The 18,430-nt window shown below is 73.0% G+C and carries 15 protein-coding genes; 10 read left to right on the top strand and 5 right to left on the bottom strand.

Annotated features, from left to right (window positions below; translation table 11 throughout):
• Window positions 1-2,181 carry a bifunctional serine/threonine-protein kinase/ABC transporter substrate-binding protein gene (locus BLW86_RS15570; RefSeq protein WP_093874594.1) on the top strand — a complete coding sequence of 727 codons (2,181 nt, stop codon included), beginning with the start codon at window positions 1-3 and terminating at the stop codon, window positions 2,179-2,181.
• Window positions 2,182-2,226: 45 nt separating this feature from the next.
• Here BLW86_RS15570 and BLW86_RS15565 read toward each other — a convergent pair whose 3' ends face one another.
• From BLW86_RS15565 to BLW86_RS15545, 5 genes are all read right to left on the bottom strand, one after another.
• Complete coding sequence (locus BLW86_RS15565; RefSeq protein ID WP_093874593.1) at window positions 2,227-3,279, bottom strand: 2-oxoacid:ferredoxin oxidoreductase subunit beta; 1,053 nt, start codon at window positions 3,277-3,279, stop codon at window positions 2,227-2,229.
• A complete protein-coding gene (locus BLW86_RS15560) occupies window positions 3,272-5,209 on the bottom strand; it encodes a 2-oxoacid:acceptor oxidoreductase subunit alpha (RefSeq protein ID WP_093874592.1) in 1,938 nt (645 codons plus the stop codon). Before BLW86_RS15560 ends, BLW86_RS15565 begins: the two co-directional genes overlap by 8 nt.
• 314 nt (window positions 5,210-5,523) lie before the next feature.
• Window positions 5,524-6,195 (bottom strand): response regulator, encoded by a 672-nt coding sequence (locus tag BLW86_RS15555; RefSeq protein WP_371129669.1) that lies wholly within the window; start codon window positions 6,193-6,195, stop codon window positions 5,524-5,526.
• Window positions 6,196-6,921: 726 nt separating this feature from the next.
• On the bottom strand, window positions 6,922-8,208 hold the full coding sequence (locus tag BLW86_RS15550) for a sensor histidine kinase (RefSeq protein WP_093874590.1): 1,287 nt from the start codon (window positions 8,206-8,208) through the stop codon (window positions 6,922-6,924).
• 159 nt (window positions 8,209-8,367) lie between these two features.
• Window positions 8,368-9,567: a sensor histidine kinase gene (locus tag BLW86_RS15545; protein ID WP_093874589.1), complete on the bottom strand. Its 1,200-nt coding sequence runs from the start codon at window positions 9,565-9,567 to the stop codon at window positions 8,368-8,370.
• A 402-nt stretch (window positions 9,568-9,969) separates the two neighbouring features.
• Between BLW86_RS15545 and BLW86_RS15540 the strand changes: the two genes are divergently transcribed.
• From BLW86_RS15540 to BLW86_RS15500, 9 genes are read left to right on the top strand one after another with little or no spacing between them, the layout of a single operon-like run.
• Entirely contained in the window at window positions 9,970-10,398 is a 429-nt protein-coding gene (locus BLW86_RS15540; RefSeq protein WP_078953795.1) for an NADH-quinone oxidoreductase subunit A, read from the top strand.
• Window positions 10,389-10,952 (top strand): NADH-quinone oxidoreductase subunit B, encoded by a 564-nt coding sequence (locus BLW86_RS15535; RefSeq protein ID WP_093874588.1) that lies wholly within the window; start codon window positions 10,389-10,391, stop codon window positions 10,950-10,952. Before BLW86_RS15540 ends, BLW86_RS15535 begins: the two co-directional genes overlap by 10 nt.
• Window positions 10,949-12,475 (top strand): NADH-quinone oxidoreductase subunit C, encoded by a 1,527-nt coding sequence (locus tag BLW86_RS15530; protein WP_093874587.1) that lies wholly within the window; start codon window positions 10,949-10,951, stop codon window positions 12,473-12,475. The genes BLW86_RS15535 and BLW86_RS15530 overlap by 4 nt, the downstream gene beginning before the upstream one ends.
• Window positions 12,472-13,440 carry a complex I subunit 1/NuoH family protein gene (locus BLW86_RS15525; protein WP_093874586.1) on the top strand — a complete coding sequence of 323 codons (969 nt, stop codon included), beginning with the start codon at window positions 12,472-12,474 and terminating at the stop codon, window positions 13,438-13,440. The genes BLW86_RS15530 and BLW86_RS15525 overlap by 4 nt, the downstream gene beginning before the upstream one ends.
• Entirely contained in the window at window positions 13,440-13,982 is a 543-nt protein-coding gene (locus BLW86_RS15520) for a NuoI/complex I 23 kDa subunit family protein (RefSeq protein WP_093874585.1), read from the top strand. The genes BLW86_RS15525 and BLW86_RS15520 overlap by 1 nt, the downstream gene beginning before the upstream one ends.
• Window positions 13,979-14,530 (top strand): NADH-quinone oxidoreductase subunit J family protein, encoded by a 552-nt coding sequence (locus BLW86_RS15515; protein ID WP_093874584.1) that lies wholly within the window; start codon window positions 13,979-13,981, stop codon window positions 14,528-14,530. Before BLW86_RS15520 ends, BLW86_RS15515 begins: the two co-directional genes overlap by 4 nt.
• Window positions 14,530-14,871, top strand: coding sequence for an NADH-quinone oxidoreductase subunit NuoK (gene nuoK, locus BLW86_RS15510; RefSeq protein WP_093874583.1), 342 nt, complete (start codon window positions 14,530-14,532; stop codon window positions 14,869-14,871). Before BLW86_RS15515 ends, nuoK begins: the two co-directional genes overlap by 1 nt.
• Window positions 14,868-16,847: an NADH-quinone oxidoreductase subunit 5 family protein gene (locus BLW86_RS15505; protein WP_093874582.1), complete on the top strand. Its 1,980-nt coding sequence runs from the start codon at window positions 14,868-14,870 to the stop codon at window positions 16,845-16,847. The genes nuoK and BLW86_RS15505 overlap by 4 nt, the downstream gene beginning before the upstream one ends.
• Before the next feature lie 27 nt (window positions 16,848-16,874).
• Entirely contained in the window at window positions 16,875-18,428 is a 1,554-nt protein-coding gene (locus tag BLW86_RS15500; protein ID WP_093874581.1) for a complex I subunit 4 family protein, read from the top strand.
• Window positions 18,429-18,430 lie beyond the last annotated feature (2 nt).

The raw sequence follows: 18,430 nt of genomic DNA, 5'->3' as shown, positions 1-18,430 counted from the left end.
GTGCAGCCGCTCCGCAAGGCCGATCCGTCGACGATCGCCGGGTACCGGCTGCTCGGGCGGCTCGGCGCCGGTGGCATGGGCGTGGTCTACCTCGCCCGCTCGACCGGCGGCGCGCTCGCCGCGCTCAAGCTGATCCGTGCCGAGCACGCCGCCGACCCCGGCTTCCGGGAACGGTTCCGCCGCGAGGCGCGGGCCGCCGAACGCATCACGGGGCGCTGGGTCGTCCGCGTCCTCGGCGCCGACCCGGAGGCCCGCGAGCCGTGGCTGGCCACCGAGTACGTGCCGGGGCCCTCGCTCGCCGAGGCCGTGGGCCTGCACGGCGCGCTGCCCGAGACGACCGTACGGGCCCTCGGCGCCCGGCTCGCCGACGCCCTCACCGACATGCACGAGGCAGGGCTGGTCCACCGGGACGTCAAGCCCGGCAACGTCCTCCTCGCGCTCGACGGGCCCCGGCTGATCGACTTCGGCATCGCCAGGACCGCCGGGGCGACCGCCCTGACCGCCACCGACGCGATGATCGGCACCCCCGGCTTCCTCGCCCCCGAACAGGCCCGCGTGGCCGGCTCGGGAGAGGTCGGACCGGCCGCCGACGTGTTCTCGCTCGGCTGTGTCCTCGCGTACGCGCTCACCGGTGAACGCCCTTTCGGTACGGGCGCGGTGGCGGCCGTCGTCTACCGGACCGTCCACGAGGAACCCGACCTCGCCGAGGTGCCGGACACGATCCTGCCCCTGGTCACGGCCTGTCTGGCCAAGGACCCGGCGGACCGGCCCACGGCCGCCGAGGTCCGCGAGGCCCTGGGGCGGGCGGACGGCCCGGCGGGAGACTGGCTGCCGGACGGCCTGCCCGCCCTGATCGGCCGGCGCTCCTCGCGGGTCCTCGACCTGCCGGTGCCGGACCCCACAGTGCTCGTGGACGATGAGCCGCCGCAGGGCACTTCGCGCCGCCGGTTCCTGATCGGCGGCGCGGCGGTGGCCGTCGCGGGCGCCGGGGGCCTGACGGCCTACCTGCTGAGCCGTACGCCCCCCGGAAGCGCAGGCGGCGGCGGTACGGGCACGGGCGCCCGGCTCGCCGCGTACACGATCGGCGTCGTCACCGATCTGAGTGGAGCCACGAAGGCCGACGGGCGGGCGCAGGAGCGCGGGGCGCGGCTCGCCGTGGAGACCCTCAACGCACGCGCCGACCGCCCCTTCGACCTGGCCCTGAAGGTCCTCGACGACGGGGGAGACCCGAAGCGCGCCAAGGCGGCCGCCCGTACTCTGGCCGGCCTCGGGAACCTGGCCGCCGTGCTCGGCCCGACGGTCACGGGGACCGACATCGCCACCCACGACGAACTCTTCGCCCACAAGGTCCCGCTGGTGAGTGTGGTCGCCTCGACGCTGGCATCGGACCTCGCCGGACAGGGCAATGACCAGGCCTATTTCGAGGCCCGGGCCTCGCCCGACATTATGGTCGTGGCCTTTGCCCGGTGGCTGAACGAGCACGACCGCCGTAGGACCGCCGTCATCGAGGACCGGGCGGGCGGACGAGCGAGCTGGTTCGCCGCCAGGCTCCTGAGGGAGTACCCCCCTTCGTCCCCCAGCGGCGGCGTCACCTCCCACCCGGTGGAGGCGGGCAGCGAGGACTTCGAGTCCGCCGTACGGCAGGCCCTCGCGACTGGCCCCGACAGCCTGTACTACGCGGGGACCTCGCCGCGGCGGGCCGCGCTGTGCGCCAAGGCGCTGGTTCGTCAGGGGTTCAAGGGCGCGTGCGGCACCGGGGAGCAGGTGCTCCAGCCCGAGTTCCTGAGCCTGGCGGGCCCGGCGGCGGAGGGCTGGTACTTCGGCACCAGCTACGTCGACCCCGGCCGCATGCCGGCCGGCAAGCAGTTCACCGCCGCGTACCGCGAGCGCTGGAAGCTGCCCGCGACGGCACCCGTCGAGCGGTACGCGACGGAGACGTACGACACCGTGCACTGGATCGCGCAGGCGCTGCGCACGGCGCTCGCGAACAAGGCGGAGTACGTGGCCCCCGCGGTCACGAGCGGCCTGCGCCAGGCCCCGTACGAGGGGATCGCGAAGGCGTATCGGCCCGACCTGAGGAACAGCAAGGACGCGGAGCTGAAGGCGGTCTTCTTCTGGCAGGTGCGCGGCGGGGTCCCCACCTACCTGGGCCCCTTCGCGACCGCCGCGAAGGAGGACTGACGAAGGGCCCGGCCCGCGGGTGCGGACCGGGCTCCCGTACGGCTGTCAGCCGACGACCGTCCAGGTGTCGTTACCGGTCAGGAGCTGGCCCAGGTCGCCCTTGCCGTACTGCTCGACGGCCGTCTCCAGCTGCTCCGCCATCAGCGTGTCGTACACCGGGCGGTCCACCGAGCGGAAGACACCGATCGGGGTCTGGTGGAGGGTGTCCGGGTCCGCGAGGCGCGAGAGCGCGAAGGCGGTGGTCGGGGTGGCCGCGTGGGCGTCGTGGACGAGGATCCGGGACTCGTTGTCCGGGGTGACCGTGACGACCTGGAGGTCGCCGGTGGCCGGGTCGCGGACGACGCCCTTCTCGTCCTCGGCGCCGAAGCGGATCGGCTGCCCGTGCTCCAGGCGGATCACCGCCTCCTTGGCCTGGTCCTTGTCCTTGAGGACTTCGAAGGCGCCGTCGTTGAAGATGTTGCAGTTCTGGTAGATCTCGACGAGCGCCGTGCCGTTGTGCTCGGAGGCCTGGCGGAGCACCTCGGTGAGGTGCTTGCGGTCGGAGTCGACCGTGCGGGCCACGAAGCTCGCCTCGGCGCCGAGCGCCAGCGACACCGGGTTGAAGGGGGCGTCGAGCGAGCCCATCGGGGTCGACTTGGTGATCTTGCCGACCTCGGAGGTGGGGCTGTACTGGCCCTTGGTGAGCCCGTAGATCCGGTTGTTGAAGAGCAGGATCTTCAGGTTGACGTTGCGGCGCAGGGCGTGGATGAGGTGGTTGCCGCCGATGGACAGCGCGTCGCCGTCGCCCGTGACCACCCACACCGACAGGTCGCGGCGCGAGGTGGCCAGACCGGTGGCGATGGCCGGGGCGCGGCCGTGGATGGAGTGCATCCCGTAGGTGTTCATGTAGTACGGGAAGCGGGAGGAGCAGCCGATGCCGGAGACGAAGACGATGTTCTCCTTCGCCAGCCCGAGCTCGGGCATGAAGCCCTGCACGGCGGCGAGGACCGCGTAGTCACCGCAGCCCGGGCACCAGCGGACCTCCTGGTCGGACTTGAAGTCCTTCATGGACTGCGCGGCCTCGGCCTTCGGCACCAGGTGCAGCAGGGGCTCAGGCATCGATGACCTCCTTGAGGGCGGCGGCGAGCTGCTCGGCCTTGAACGGCATGCCGTTGACCTGGGTGTGGCTGCGGGCGTCGACGAGGTACTTCGCCCGGACGAGGGTGGCGAGCTGGCCGAGGTTCATCTCGGGGACGACGACCTTCTCGTACCCCTTCAGCACCTCGCCGAGGTTCTTCGGGAAGGGGTTGAGGTGGCGCAGATGGGCCTGGGCGATCGGGCTGCCGGCGCGCCGCAGGCGGCGGACGGCCGCCGTGATCGGCCCGTAGGTGGAGCCCCAGCCGAGGACCAGGGTGCTCGCGCCGTCCGGGTCGTCGACCTCGACGTCCGGCACCTCGATGCCGTCGATCTTGGCCTGGCGGGTGCGGACCATGAACTCGTGGTTCGCGGGGTCGTACGAGATGTTGCCGGTGCCGTCCTGCTTCTCGATGCCGCCGATGCGGTGTTCGAGGCCGGGGGTGCCGGGCACGGCCCAGGGGCGGGCGAGGGTCTCCGGGTCGCGCTTGTAGGGCCAGAAGACCTCGGTGCCGTCGGCGAGCTCGTGGTTCGGGCCGGTGGCGAACAGGGTCCGCAGGTCGGGGAGCTCGCCGACGTCCGGGACGCGCCAGGGCTCGGAGCCGTTGGCCAGGTAGCCGTCGGAGAGCAGGAAGACCGGCGTGCGGTACGTGAGCGCGATGCGGGCGGCGTCGAGGGCCGCGTCGAAGCAGTCGGCGGGCGTCCTCGGGGCCACGACCGGCACCGGCGCCTCGCCGTTGCGGCCGTACATGGCCTGGAGGAGGTCGGCCTGCTCCGTCTTGGTGGGCAGACCGGTGGAGGGTCCGCCGCGCTGGATGTCGACGACGAGGAGCGGCAGCTCCAGGGAGACGGCGAGTCCGATGGTCTCGGACTTGAGCGCCACACCGGGGCCGCTCGTGGTGGTCACGGCGAGGGAGCCGCCGAAGGCCGCGCCGAGCGCGGCGCCGATCCCGGCGATCTCGTCCTCCGCCTGGAAGGTCCGCACGCCGAAGTTCTTGTGCTTCGACAGCTCGTGCAGGATGTCCGAGGCCGGGGTGATCGGGTACGAGCCGAGGTAGAGCGGCAGGTCCGCCTGGCGGCCGGCGGCGATCAGGCCGTACGAGAGGGCCAGGTTCCCCGAGATGTTCCGGTACGTGCCGGTGGGGAAGGCCCGGGTCGCGGGCGCGACCTCGTAGGAGACCGCGAAGTCCTCGGTCGTCTCCCCGAAGTTCCAGCCGGCCCGGAAGGCGGCCACGTTGGCCTCGGCGATCTCCGGCTTCTTCGCGAACTTCTGGCGCAGGAAGGTCTCGGTGCCCTCGGTCGGGCGGTGGTACATCCAGGAGAGCAGCCCGAGCGCGAACATGTTCTTGCTCCGCTCGGCCTCCTTCCGGGACAGGCCGAAGTCCTTGAGCGCCTCCAGGGTCAGCGTCGTCAGCGGCACCGGGTGCACCCGGTAGCCGTCGAGCGAGCCGTCCTCCAGGGGCGAGGAGGCGTACCCGACCTTGGCCATGGCGCGCTTGGCGAACTCGTCCGTGTTGACGATGATCTCGCCGCCGCGCGGCACGTCCCCGATGTTCGCCTTGAGGGCGGCGGGGTTCATCGCGACCAGCACGTTCGGGGCGTCGCCCGGGGTCAGGATGTCGTGGTCGGCGAAGTGCAGCTGGAAGGACGACACGCCCGGCAGGGTGCCGGCGGGCGCCCGGATCTCGGCCGGGAAGTTCGGCAGCGTGGAGAGGTCGTTCCCGAAGGACGCCGTCTCCGAGGTGAAGCGGTCACCCGTGAGCTGCATGCCGTCACCGGAGTCACCCGCGAAGCGGATGATCACCCGGTCGAGCCGGCGCACTTCCTTCTCGGTGCCGTGGTGGGGCGTCGCCGGGGCGCTGCGCTGCTCCCCGACCAGGGCCTCACCGGCCTCGCTACTGACCTGGCTGGTCACTGAACTGGACCTCCCTCGCGGCAAGGGGACTCTCCGCCGGAGGCGGGGAGAAGGCTCGGGGCGCGGCCGGTGACCAGCGATCGATCGTCGATCCCTCGCCGATCCTCGGAGATCACCTTCCGTCCCGAGGCCCACCCTACGACGGTAAGGGGGCCCTTCCCGGGACTTCTCACATCATGGACCTCTTTTTGAGACGCCCTCTTGTCTTGAATTGTCACGATCTGTCGCTGCCCGGAGGTTCCGGAAAGTCGGATTCCGCCTCATCCTTTGGACCTAGGGCCCGGGACCAGGTTATCTGACAGGGTGTCAGACGATCAGGACTTCAGGTACGTCAACACCGCGAGTACCCGGCGGTGATCACCGTCACTCGGGGAGAGGCCCAGCTTCAGGAAGATGTTGCTGATGTGCTTCTCCACCGCGCCGTCGCTCACGACCAGCGCCTTCGCGATCGCCGAGTTCGTCCGGCCCTCCGCCATCAGACCGAGGACCTCCCGCTCGCGCGGGGTCAGGTTCGCCAGCACGTCCTGCTGACGGCTCCGGCCCAGCAGCTGCTGCACGACCTCGGGGTCCAGCGCCGTACCGCCGCCGGCCACCCGGACCACGGCGTCCACGAACTCGCGGACCTCCGCGACCCGGTCCTTCAGGAGATAGCCCACACCCCGGCTGGAACCGGCCAGGAGTTCGGTGGCGTACTGCTCCTCCACGTACTGCGACAGCACCAGGACCCCGAGCCCCGGATGCTCCTTGCGCAGCCGCACCGCCGCCCGCACGCCCTCGTCGGTGTGCGTCGGCGGCATCCGCACGTCCGCCACCACCACGTCCGGCAGCGCGCCCTCGTCCGCGAGCTCCGCCACCGTCTTCACCAACGCCTCGCCGTCCCCGACCCCGGCGACGACCTCGTGCCCCAGATCCGTCAGGAGCCGGGTCAGTCCCTCCCTGAGCAGGACGGAATCCTCGGCGATGACCACCCGTACCCGCCCCGCCACGTCTCGCACACTCACGCCCTGCAGCCCCCATGCTCCGGTCATCCGATGAGACGTTCAGCATGGCACCTGGACCCGAGACCCGTGCGCGCAATCCCCCGCGGGCCGACGCCCACCTCCACACGGGCCCACGCTTGACGGGACGGTGCCCCCGCCGTGGGGGCGTGCGTCTGCGGGGCGGCGCCCCTCCCGCACCCGCCGTGTGGGGCCCGCGCTTGGTGGGGCGGTGCCCCCGCCCCCCCGCCCGTGTGGGCAATCGTCCCGCTGGGGCGGGACGGGTGGGCACACGGGACGGCGCGCTGAGCGGCGCCTCCGCGTTCCGCGCCTGGCCCCGCACCGACAGTGGCGGCGCGCAACGTGGTGCGGGTTCAGGCGCGGGAGCCTGGGCCCGGCAAGGGGCGCCGTCCGTTGTGCCCACCCTCCCCCAAGCTCTCGGCTTCGCTCGAGCAGGGGGGACCCCCTCGCCCCAGCGGAACGATTGCCCACAACGGGGGTGGGCGGGGGCGGGCGGCCACCGTCCCGGCGGAACGATTGCCCACAACGGGGGCGCGAGGGGTGGGCACCGCCCCGGTGGAACCACTGTCCGCGACGGGGCGGTGGCACAGGCCCAGCGGGCGCGCGCCCGCAACGAGGCGGGCGCCGTCCCAGCGGGGCGGGTGCGCACCGGCGGGCCGGGCGCCGGGCCGGCTCGGCGTCCCAAGGTCCGCCCGGCGCGGCCCCGGCGCAGCGCTACGCCCGCCAGGGCAGTTCCACCGTCACCGTCGTCGGTCCGCCCCCCGGCGAGTCCACCGCCAGCACCCCGTCCACCGCCCCCACCCGCCCCGACAGATCCCCGAGCCCCGTGCCGGCCTCCACGCGCGCGCCCCCCACCCCGTCGTCGCGCACCTGGAGCATCAGCCGGTCCTCCGTGCGCCACACGTCCACCCATGCGCGTCGCGCGCCCGAGTGGCGGGAGACGTTCCGGAGGAGCTCCGAGGCCGTGAAGTACGCGATGCCCTCGATCGCCGGCGCCGGCCGGCCCGGCAGGTCCACGTCCACGGAGACGGGGACCGCGCACCGGGAGGCCACCGCCGACAGTGCCGCGTCGAGCCCCCGGTCGGTGAGGACCGCCGGGTGGATGCCCCGGGCGAGGTCCCGCAGCTCCTGGAGGGCGAGCTTGACCTCGCCGTGTGCCTCGTCGACGAGTACCGCCGCCGCCTGCGGGTCCCGCGCCAGCTTCTCCTTGGCGAGCCCCAGGTCCATGGCGAGCGCGGCCAGTCGCGCCTGCGCCCCGTCGTGCAGGTCGCGCTCGATGCGCCGCAGGTCGGCCGCGGCGGTGTCGACGACCACGCCCCGGTCCGACTCCAGCTCGGTGACGCGGGAGGCCAGCCGGGACGGGCCGAGCAGCCCGGAGACGAGGAGCCGGTCGACGGAGACGAGCCCGCGCAGCACCCACGGTCCGACCAGGACGAACACGAGGCCGATCAGGCTGGTCACGGCCACTTCGAAGGGCGCGTCGAGGTAGAAGGCGTGGGTCCGGTCGCCGTACAGCTGGATCCCGTCCTGCCCCACCCACGTGGGGAAGACCCACTGCCACAGCGGGTACGTGAAGAGGCTCCAGCCCCAGCCCCACAGCGCCACCGTGACCGAGAAGGAGAACACCGCCCACGGCATGTGCAGGACCGCGTACAGCAGGTGCCGCCACGACGCGCCGCTCTTCAGCATGGCGCCCATCCACGAGAACGCCCCGCCGGTCCGTCCGCGCACCGGCTCCGGCGCGGCCACGTCGAGGTCGAGCAGCCCGCGCGCCCGGGCCCGCTCGACCGCGCCGAAGCCCCGGCACATCGCGAGCGTCCCGGCCAGGATCGGCACGCCGAGGAAGGTGATGAGCAGCCCGGCGCCGGCCGAGACGAAGGCGATGGAGAGCGCGAACCAGCAGACGCTCAGCGGCAGGCCGATCAGCACGTACACGAAGGCGCGCCAGGTGCGGGCCTCGAACGGCGCGCGGATCGCGGCGGGGAGTGGGTGGGAGGCCATCGCGGTGTTCCTTCTCTGCTCGGAGGATCTGCTCGGAGGCCCTGCTCGGAGGTCCTGCTCGGAGGGGCGGGCGGTACGTGTTCCAGGGTTCCGTCCCGCGCCCCGCCGGACCATGAGGCGGGTGGGCGTCTGGGGGAGGGGGTTTTCCCTACCTCCGCATCACGCCCCCGGGCGGGAGCGCCACGGCAGCTCCGCCGTGACCGTCGTCGGACCGCCCTCGGGGGAGTCGAGGACGAGCACCCCGTCGACCGCGCCGAGCCGCTCCGCGAGCCCGGCCAGACCCGTACCGCCGTCGAAGCGCGCCCCGCCGGCCCCGTCGTCGCGCACCTGGAGCAGCAGCCGGTTCCCGGCCCGCCAGACGTCCACGGAGGCGGACCGGGCGCGCGCGTGCTTGGAGACGTTCTGGAGGAGCTCGGACACGGTGAAGTACGCGATGCCCTCGATCGCCTCGGCCGGCCGCTCGGCCAGGTCCACGTTCACCTTCACCGGCACCGTGCAGCGCACGGAGACGGAGGAGAGGGCGGCGCTCAGTCCCCGGTCGGTGAGGACCGCCGGGTGGATGCCCCGGGCGAGGTCCCGCAGCTCCTGGAGGGCGAGCTTGACCTCGCCGTGCGCCTCGTCGACCATCGCCGCGGCGGCCTCCGGGTCTTCGAGCAGCTTCTCCTTGGCGAGGCCGAGGCCCATCGCGAGCGCCACGAGCCGGGCCTGCGCGCCGTCGTGCAGGTCGCGCTCGATGCGCCGCAGGTCGGCGGCGGCGGTGTCGACGACCACGCCCCGGTCCGACTCCAGCTCGGCGATCCGCCGCTCCAGCTCGTCCGAGGGCGAGAGCAGCCCCCGGACCATGCCCCGGTCGCCGTGGGCGAGGCCGCGGGCCAGGAAGGGCAGGACGGGCCAGAGGACGAGGAGCGAGACGAGCGAGACGGTGAACGTCAGGATCCCCCAGGGCAGCCGGATCAGCCCGTACAGCTGGGTCCGCCAGGCCACCGGGTCCTTCAGCGAGGCCCACAGCCAGCCGAAGAAGCCGTGGCGCCGCGGCGGCGGGGAGGGCTCGGCGACCTTCACCCCGAGCAGCGCGCGGGCCCGCGCCCGCTCCGACCGGCCGATGAGGCGGGCGCCGCCGAGGCCGAGGGCGAGCAGCGGCAGCCCGATCACGGTGACGGAGAGGCCCACGCCGACCGAGACGGTCACGACCGCGTAGACGAAACCGGTCAGTGCCGTGAAGAGGTTGGAGAGGAGGAAGGCGATCTCCTTCCAGGTCTCCTTCCCGTAGGCGAGCCGCAGCGGCGGACGGGGGGCTTCGGGGGCTTCGGGGGCCCCGGCGGACCCGGAGGTCCTGGCGGGATCAAGATCGGCGCTCATGGTCCCCAGACTGCCGGTCGGGGGCGGCGCGACGCCATGGGGGAGGTGGGTGAGCGGGAGGGGGGATATCCCCACCGGCGAGGGCCTCGGGAAAGACTCCGGCGAAAGCCCCGGCCGAGCCGCTCGCGAAGCTGCGCGCGAGGCAAGGGCGAAGCTGCACGCCAGGTGCTCGCGAAGCGGCGCGTGGGGCACCGGCGAAGCTACTGACGGGGCAACGGCGAAGCGGCGCGTGGGGCACCGGCGAAGCTACTGACGGGGCAACGACGAAGCCGCGCGTGGGGCACCGGCGAAACTACTGACGAGGCAACGACGAAGCCGCCCGCGAGGCACCCGCGAAGGCACCCGCGCCTGCTTACGGTCCTTTTAACAGGGCCTAGACTCGCGTCCGTACAGAAGTGACTCATGAGACACCGAGACCGAGGGGCGGACGTGCGGGAACCGACCGTTGTCGCGGCCGACGCGGCGGACTACTTCCAGACGTACTCCGTCGTCGGCGTGCTCGCCGTCGTCGGCGTGCTCTTCGTGGCCGTGGCCTTCTCGGCCAACCGGCTGCTCAGGCCCGTCGTGCCGACGCCCGAGAAACTCCTCACCTACGAGTGCGGTGTCGACCCCGTGGGGGAGGGCTGGGCCCACACCCAGGTCCGCTACTACGTGTACGCCTTCCTCTACGTCATCTTCGCCGTCGACTCGATCTTCCTCTTCCCCTGGGCGACGGTCTTCGCCGCGCCCGGATACGGCGCCACGACCCTGGTCGAGATGTTCGTCTTCCTCGGCTTCCTGGCCGTGGGGCTGCTCTACGCGTACAAGAAGGGCGTCCTGTCATGGACGTAACACCCCTGCCCGCTCCGAAGCTGGGAACGCTCGCCCGCCTGGCCCCCGAGCCGATGAAGGTGGTCCTGAACTGGGGCCGCCGCTACAGCCTGTGGGTCTTCAACTTCGGGCTCGCCTGCTGCGCGATCGAGTTCATCGCCGCGTCCATGGCCCGGCACGACTTCATCCGGCTCGGCGTGATCCCCTTCGCGCCGGGACCGCGCCAGGCCGACCTGATGATCGTCTCGGGCACGGTGACGGACAAGATGGCCCCGGCCGTGAAGCGGCTGTACGAGCAGATGCCGGAGCCGAAGTACGTCATCTCCTTCGGCGCCTGCTCGAACTGCGGCGGGCCGTACTGGGACTCGTACTCCGTCACCAAGGGCGTCGACCAGATCATCCCGGTGGACGTCTACGTGCCGGGCTGCCCGCCCCGCCCGGAAGCGCTGCTCCAGGGCATCCTCAAGCTCCAGGAGAAGATCGCCCGGGAGAGCCTGGCCGAGCGGTACGCGACCGCCGCCACGGTCTCCCAGTTGACGAGCCCCCTGGTCGAGCGGCCGGGAGGCACGGCATGACCGCCTCCTACGACTCCCTCCCCGACTCCGTGACGGAGATCTTCGGCGAGGAGGCGACGGCGGAGCAGGCGTACGACCTGCTGACCGTCGACGTCCCGCCGTCGGCCTGGCTCACGGCGCTCGAGACCGCCCGGGACGCCCTCGGCTGCACGTACTTCGACTGGCTGAGCGCCGTGGACGAGCCGGGCACGGGCTTCCGCGTCTGCGCGCACGTGGTGGCGCTCGGCGCCGGTCGGCCGCGCCGCCTCCTGCTGCGCACGACGGTCCCGCACGAGGCCGCCGTCCTCCCGACGGCGATCGGCGTGTACGCGGGCGCGGGCTGGCACGAGCGCGAGACGCACGAGATGTTCGGCGTGGCCTTCGAGGGCCATCCGCACCTCGTCCCCCTCCTGCTCCCCGAGAACTTCGAGGGTCACCCGCTCCGCAAGGACTTCGTCCTGGCGGCCCGGGTCGCCAAGGCGTGGCCGGGCGCGAAGGAGCCGGGCGAGGCGCACGACGGCGGCCCCAAGCGCCGCCAGATGCTTCCGCCGGGCGTCCCGGACCCCAACGAGTGGGGCCCCCTCAAGGGCCAGCTCCCCCCGGTCGCCGCCCGTCCCGCCCGCGCGGCGGCCGGCGACCGCCCGGTCCGCCGGACCCGCACGACCACGGAGGGCTCGACGAGCCAGGCGGCTGCGGAGCCGGCTGCTCCGGTCCGCCGTTCCCGCTCGGCGTCGGAGGGCTCGGCCAGTCAGACGGCTGCGGAGCAGGACGCGGCGCCCGCTGCGGCGGACGCCCCGGCGGCCCGCCCGCCGCGCCGGTCCCGCTCCGCGTCGGACGGTTCGGCGAGCCAGGCGACCCCGGAGCCGGACGCGTCCACGGAGGCCACGGCCCCTACGGAGGCCACGGCCCCCACGGCCCGCCCGCCGCGCCGCTCCCGTTCGGCCGCGGAGGGCTCGGCGAGCCAGCAGGCCCCGGACTCGGCCGCGCCCCGCGCGGGGGCCGCCACTCCGCGCACCCGCAGCTCGGACGCCCCGTGGCACCACGCCCGCCCGGCCTTCGACGACGCGACGCCACCCCCGACCACGCCTCCCGCAACCGGAACCCCCGCCCCGGCCCCCGAGCCGGAAGCCCCGGCCCCGGCGGCCGCGCAGGCCTCCGGCCTTGAGGCCCCGGCCCCGGTGGCCGCGCAGGCTCCCGAGCCGGAAGTCCCGGCCTCGGAAGGCACCCCGATCCCCGAGCCGGAAGTCCCGGCCTCGGAAGGCACCCCGGTTGCCGAGCCCGAGCCCGAGGCCCAGGCTTCGACGGCCTCCCAGGCCCCTGGCCCTGAGGCCCCGGCCCCGGCGGACACTCCGGCCCCCGAGCTGGACGCCCCCGAGCCGGACGCCCCAGAGCCGGAAGCCCCCGCCCCGGCGGCCCCCCAGGCCCCCCAGCCCGAGGACGCCCGCGCCGTCGGCTCGGACGAAGACCGCACCGACGCCCCGCCCGCCGGGCGGGACGGCACCGAGGACAACCCCAACGACCCCGCCGGAGGCGATCCCGCGTGAACGACGTACTCGACGTCGCCCTCCGGCTGCTCGTCGTCTTCGGCTGCTTCCTCGTGCTGCCGCTCGTCGTCGGGCAGACCGAGCACAAGGTCATGGCCCACATGCAGGGCCGTCTCGGCCCCATGTACGCGGGCGGCTTCCACGGCTGGGCCCAGCTCGTCGCCGACGGCGTGAAGTTCGCGCAGAAGGAGGACGTGGTCCCGGAGAACGCGGACCGGCGGATCTTCCAGCTCGCGCCGGCCGTCGCCCTCCTCCCGTACCTCCTCGTCCTCCTCGCGATCCCCATCGGGCCCAGCGAGGGCGCGGTCGGCCAGGTCGTCGACGCGGGCGTCTTCTTCGTGCTCGCCGTCATGGGCGTCGGTGTCCTCGGCAGCCTGATGGCCGGCTGGGCCTCGGCGAACAAGTTCTCGCTGCTCGGCGGCCTCCGCACGGCCGCCCAGCTCCTCGCGTACGAGCTGCCGATGCTCCTCGCCGCCGCCTCCGTCGCGATGGCCGCCGGCACCGTCTCCCTCCCCGGCATCCTGAACGCCTTCGAGTGGTGGTGGGTGCCCTGGCAGATCGTCGGCGCGCTCGTGTTCTTCGTCGCCGGTCTCGCCGAGCTCCAGCGGCCCCCGTTCGACATGCCCGTCGCCGACTCGGAGATCATCTTCGGCGCGTACACCGAGTACACCGGCCTCCGCTTCGCGCTCTTCCTGCTCGCCGAGTACGCGGGCATCGTCGTCCTCTGCGGTCTCACCACCGTCCTCTTCCTCGGCGGCTGGCACGGCCCCTTCGGCGGCGACGGCCTCGGCTGGGTCTGGACCCTCCTCAAGACGGCCGTGCTCGCGTTCGTCGTGATCTGGCTGCGCGTGTCCTACCCGCGGCTCCGCGAGGACCAGCTGCAGAAGCTGGCCTGGACGACGCTCGTCCCGCTCGCCCTGGCGCAGATCGCGCTCACCGGCATCGTGAAGGTGGCGATCCAGTAATGCCCATCCCCGGCTCCGGCCTCGCCAAGGGCCTCGCCGTCACGCTCCGCACGATGACGAGGAAGACCGTCACCGCGCAGTACCCGGACGTGCAGCCCGAGCTGCCGCCCCGCACCCGCGGGGTCATCGGCCTGTTCGAGGAGAACTGCACGGTCTGCATGCTCTGTGCCCGTGAGTGCCCCGACTGGTGCATCTACATCGACTCCCACAAGGAGACGGTGCCGCCCGCCGCCCCCGGCGGCCGCGAGCGCAGCCGGAACGTCCTCGACCGCTTCGCCATCGACTTCTCGCTCTGCATGTACTGCGGCATCTGCATCGAGGTCTGCCCCTTCGACGCGCTGTTCTGGTCGCCCGAGTTCGAGTACGCGGAGACCGACATCCAGGAGCTCACCCACGAGCGCGACAAGCTCCGAGAGTGGATGTGGACGGTCCCCGAGCCGCCCGCGCTCGACCCGCACGCGGAGGAGCCGAAGGAGATCGCCGCGGCCCGCAAGGCGGCGGAGAAGGCCGCCGCCCAGGCGGCCACGGAGGACCAGCAGTGACCCTCGCCGCCCAGACCGCCCACGGCTTCCTCTCGCCCACCGGCGTCGAGATCGCCTTCGTCCTCGTCGGCCTCGCCACCCTCGGCGCCGCCCTCGTCACCGTCACCACCCGCCAGCTGGTGCACGCCGCCCTCTGGCTGGTCGTGGCGCTCGGCGGGCTGGCCGTCGAGTACCTGCTCCTGACCGCCGAGTTCATCGCCTGGGTCCAGGTCCTGATCTACGTCGGCTCCGTCGTCGTCCTCCTCCTCTTCGGTCTCATGCTCACCAAGGCCCCCATCGGCCGCTCCCCGGACGCCGACTCCGGCAACCGGCCGGTCGCCCTCGCCGTCGCCCTGGCCGCCGCGGCCGCCCTCGTCTGGGTCGTCGTCGACGCGTTCCGCACGACCTGGATCGATCTGGACGGCCCCGCCCAGGGCTCCACGGACGTGACCGGACAGATCCTCTTCCGGCACTGGGTGCTGCCCTTCGAGGCGCTGTCGGTGCTGCTCCTCGCCGCCCTGGTCGGCGCGATCGTCCTCTCCCGCAAGAAGAAGGAGGACGAGCGCTGATGCACCTCGCCTACCCCGCCGTCCTCGCCGCCCTCCTCTTCGCCGTCGGTCTCTACGGCGTCCTCGCCCGCCGCAACGCGATCCTGGTCCTGATGTCCGTCGAGCTGATGCTCAACGCCGTCAACCTCAACCTGGTCGCCTTCGACGTCTGGCTCCGGGACACCCTCCACGCCGGCCAGGCGCTCACCCTCTTCACCATCGCCGTCGCCGCCGCGGAGATCGGCATCGGACTCGCCATCGTCCTGATGGTCCACCGCAACCGCGGGACCTCGGACGTCGACCGTCTGCGCGACACCAAGGAACAGCCGTCCGCCGAGGAGAAGGCCGAGGCCGCCGCGTGACCACGACCACCCTCGCCGTCCTCGTCCCCCTCCTCCCCTTCCTCGGCTCCGCCACCGGACTCCTGCTCGGCAGGACCGCGCCCGGCTTCGTCCGCCCGCTGGCCGTGCTGCCGACCCTCGCCGCCGCCGTCCTCGCCGTCCTCGTCGCCGCCCGCCAGGGCGGGGGCAGGGCGATCGACGCCGCCACCCAGCTCACCCCGACCGGCTCGGTCCCCGTCGACCTGGCCCTCCACATCGACGGCTTCGCCGCGCTCGTCGCCGTCCTCGTCGGTGTCGTCGCCACCTGCGTGCAGATCTACTCGACCGGCTACCTCCGCGAGGACCCGCGCTACCCCTCGTACGCCGCGCTCGTCTCCCTCTTCACCTCCGCGATGCTGCTCGTCGTCTACTCCGGCGACCTGATGGTGCTCCTGGTCGGCTGGGAGATCATGGGCATCTGCTCGTACTTCCTCGTCGGCCACTACTGGGAGACCCCCGAGGCCCGGTCCGCCTCCCTGAAGGCCTTCCTCGTCACCAAGCTCGGCGACGTCCCCTTCCTCATCGGTCTCTTCGCGCTCGCCGCCGACGCGGGCACGTTCCGGATCACGGGCGTCCTCGGCGCCGTCGCGAGCGGCGGCCTCGACCACCCCACCCTGATCGCGCTGCTGCTGCTCGCCGGTGTCGCGGGCAAGTCCGCGCAGTTCCCGCTCCACACCTGGCTCCCGGACGCCATGGCCGGCCCCACCCCCGTCTCCGCGCTCATCCACGCGGCGACGATGGTCGCCGCCGGCATCTACTTCACGGCCCGGCTGCTTCCGGTCTTCGCCGCCTCCGCCGCCGCGATGACCGTCCTCGCCGTGATGGCCGCGATCACCATGGTCGGCTCGGCGCTCGCCGCGCTCGCCCAGGACGACATCAAGCGGGTCCTCGCCTACTCGACGATCGGACAGCTCGGCTACATGGCCGGGGCCCTCGCCGTCGGCGACCGCGGGGCCGCCGTCTTCCACCTCCTCTCGCACGCCGCGTTCAAGGCGCTGCTGTTCCTCGCCGCCGGCGCGGTCATCCACGCCGCCGGCACGAACTCGCTCACCGCGATGTCCCGCATGAGCGGCCTCGCCAAGCGCATCCCCGACGCGTACTGGACGATGACCGTCGCCCTCCTCGCGCTCGCCGCGATCCCGCCCTTCGCCGGCTTCTTCTCCAAGGAAGCCGTCCTCGTGGCCGCCGAGCACACCGCCCTCGGCGAGCGGGACGTCGCCCCCGCCGGAGCCGGCTGGATCGTCCTCGTCGCCGGACTGCTCACGGCCCTGCTGACCGCCGCGTACGCGCTCCGGCTCTGGCTGCGGACCTTCCGCGGCCACGGCCCCGAAGCCCCCGACCACGGCCGTCAGCCGATCGCCATGACCAGCGTCCTGTGGGTGCTCGCGATCCCCTCCCTGGGCTTCGGTCTGACCGTCACGTACCTCGACGACTGGTTCGACGGGCACGCCCTCACCCCGACCCTGACCACGGCCGTCCTCGGCACGGGCCTCGCCGCCGCCGGAGCCGTGATCACCTACGCGGTCTGGCGCACCCTCGCGGCCCGCACCCCCGCCCCGGTCCCCGTGCCGCACGTCGCCCACCCCGACGCGGAGGCGGGCCGGGTGGAGGCCGAGGCGCTGCACCTGCCGCACCCCGCCGAGGACCCGGCCGACCCCGGCCGCGCCCTCCTGGGACCGCTGCACGGACCGGCCGCCGCCGGCTTCCACCTGGACGCCGTCTACCGGACCGCCTTCGTCCGCCCCGTACTCGCCGCCGCCTCCCTGGTCCGCTTCCTGGACCGCGAGGTCGTCGACACCTACGTACGAGCCGCGGGGAACGGCGCGAAGGGCCTCGGATGGCTCGTCCGCCGCGCCCAGACCGGCAACGTCCAGACCTATCTGAGCGCCCTGCTCGCCGGCTCCGTCGTCCTGGCGATCGTCGCCGTCGCCCTCGCCAACGCCGTCGCCGGAGCGTGAGCCGTGATCGATATCAGCGAATCCGTGATGCAGTTCCTTCTCGCGTTGATCGTCGTCGGCCCGCTGGCCGGCGCCGCCGCCGCTCTCCTGCCCGCCCCGCCCGGGCTGAAGGGGAAGTCGCCCGACCAGGCCGTGCTCCGCCACGGCGTCACCGTCACCGGCGTCATCCTGCTGGCCGCGCTCGTCCTCGCGCTCGGCTTCGACCACGACCACCCGTCGAAGATGCAGGCCACGACGGACATCAGCTGGATCAGGGCACTCGACGTGCGCATCCACCTCGGTGTCGACGGCATTTCCCTCCCCCTCCTGGTCCTGACCGCGCTGCTGACCTTCCTCTGCGCGCTGTACAGCTACTTCAAGATGCCGTCGGGCCCGTCCCCGAAGGCCTTCGTCGCCCTGCTCCTCGTCCTGGAGTCCGGCACCCTCGCCACCTTCGCCGTCCTCGACCTCGTCCTGTTCTTCCTGGCCTTCGAGATGGTCCTCATCCCGATGTACTTCCTCATCGCCCGCTGGGGCGGCGAGGGCAGGCAGGCCGCCGCCTGGAAGTTCATCCTCTACACGCTGCTCGGCTCCGTCGTCATGCTGCTCGGCCTGCTCCTCATCGGCGTGAAGGCGGGCACGTTCGACATGGTGGCACTCGCCACCGACAACGGCCGTGGACTGACCACATCCGTGCAGGTCATCGCCGTTCTCGCGATCGGTCTCGGGCTCGCCGTGAAGACCCCGATGTGGCCGCTGCACAGCTGGCTCCCGGACGCCCACACCGCCGCCCCGACCGTCGGCTCCGTCCTCCTCGCCGGCGTCCTGCTCAAGATGGGCACGTACGGCTTCGTCCGGATCGTCCTGCCGATCACCCCCGACGGCATGCGGACCTTCGCCCCGTACCTCGCCGCCTTCGCCGTCGCCGGGATCATCTACGGATCGCTCGCCTGCCTCGCCCTCGCGAAGCCCGGCAACAAGGGCGACCTCAAGCGCCTCATCGCGTACTCCTCCGTCGGCCACATGGGCTTCGTGCTCCTCGGCATCGCCACCATGACCCCCACCGGCGTCAACGGCGCGCTCTTCGCCAACATCGCCCACGGCCTCGTCACCGGCCTGCTCTTCTTCCTGGTCGGCGCCGTCAAGGACCGGTACGGCACCGCCGACCTCGACACCCTCGCCGGGGCCACCGGCGCCGCCCTCTACGGCCGCGCCCCCCGCCTCGGCGCGCTCCTCGCCTTCGCCGCCGTCGCCTCGCTCGGACTGCCCGGCCTCGCCGGATTCTGGGGCGAGATGCTCGCCCTCTTCGGCGCCTTCGACCCGGCCGCCGGGCTCAGCCGCCCCGCCTTCCTCACCTTCATGGCGATCGGCGCCTTCGGCACCCTCCTCACCGCCGCCTACCTCCTCGTCGTCGTCCGCCGCGTCTGCATGGGCGGCCCGCGACCCGCCGGGGAGACGGCGATCGCCGACGTCCAGGGGTACGAGTTCGCCGCCTGGACCCCGCTCGTCGCCCTCACCGTCCTCGCCGGACTCTGGCCCGCCGTCCTCCTCGGCCTCACCGACCCGGCCGTCCAGAAGCTCCTCGCGGGAGGCACCCAGTGACC

The sequence above is a fragment of the Streptomyces sp. TLI_105 genome, assembly GCF_900105415.1.
Lineage (GTDB): Bacteria > Actinomycetota > Actinomycetes > Streptomycetales > Streptomycetaceae > Streptomyces.
This window is presented reverse-complemented; position numbering and strand designations above follow the sequence as displayed.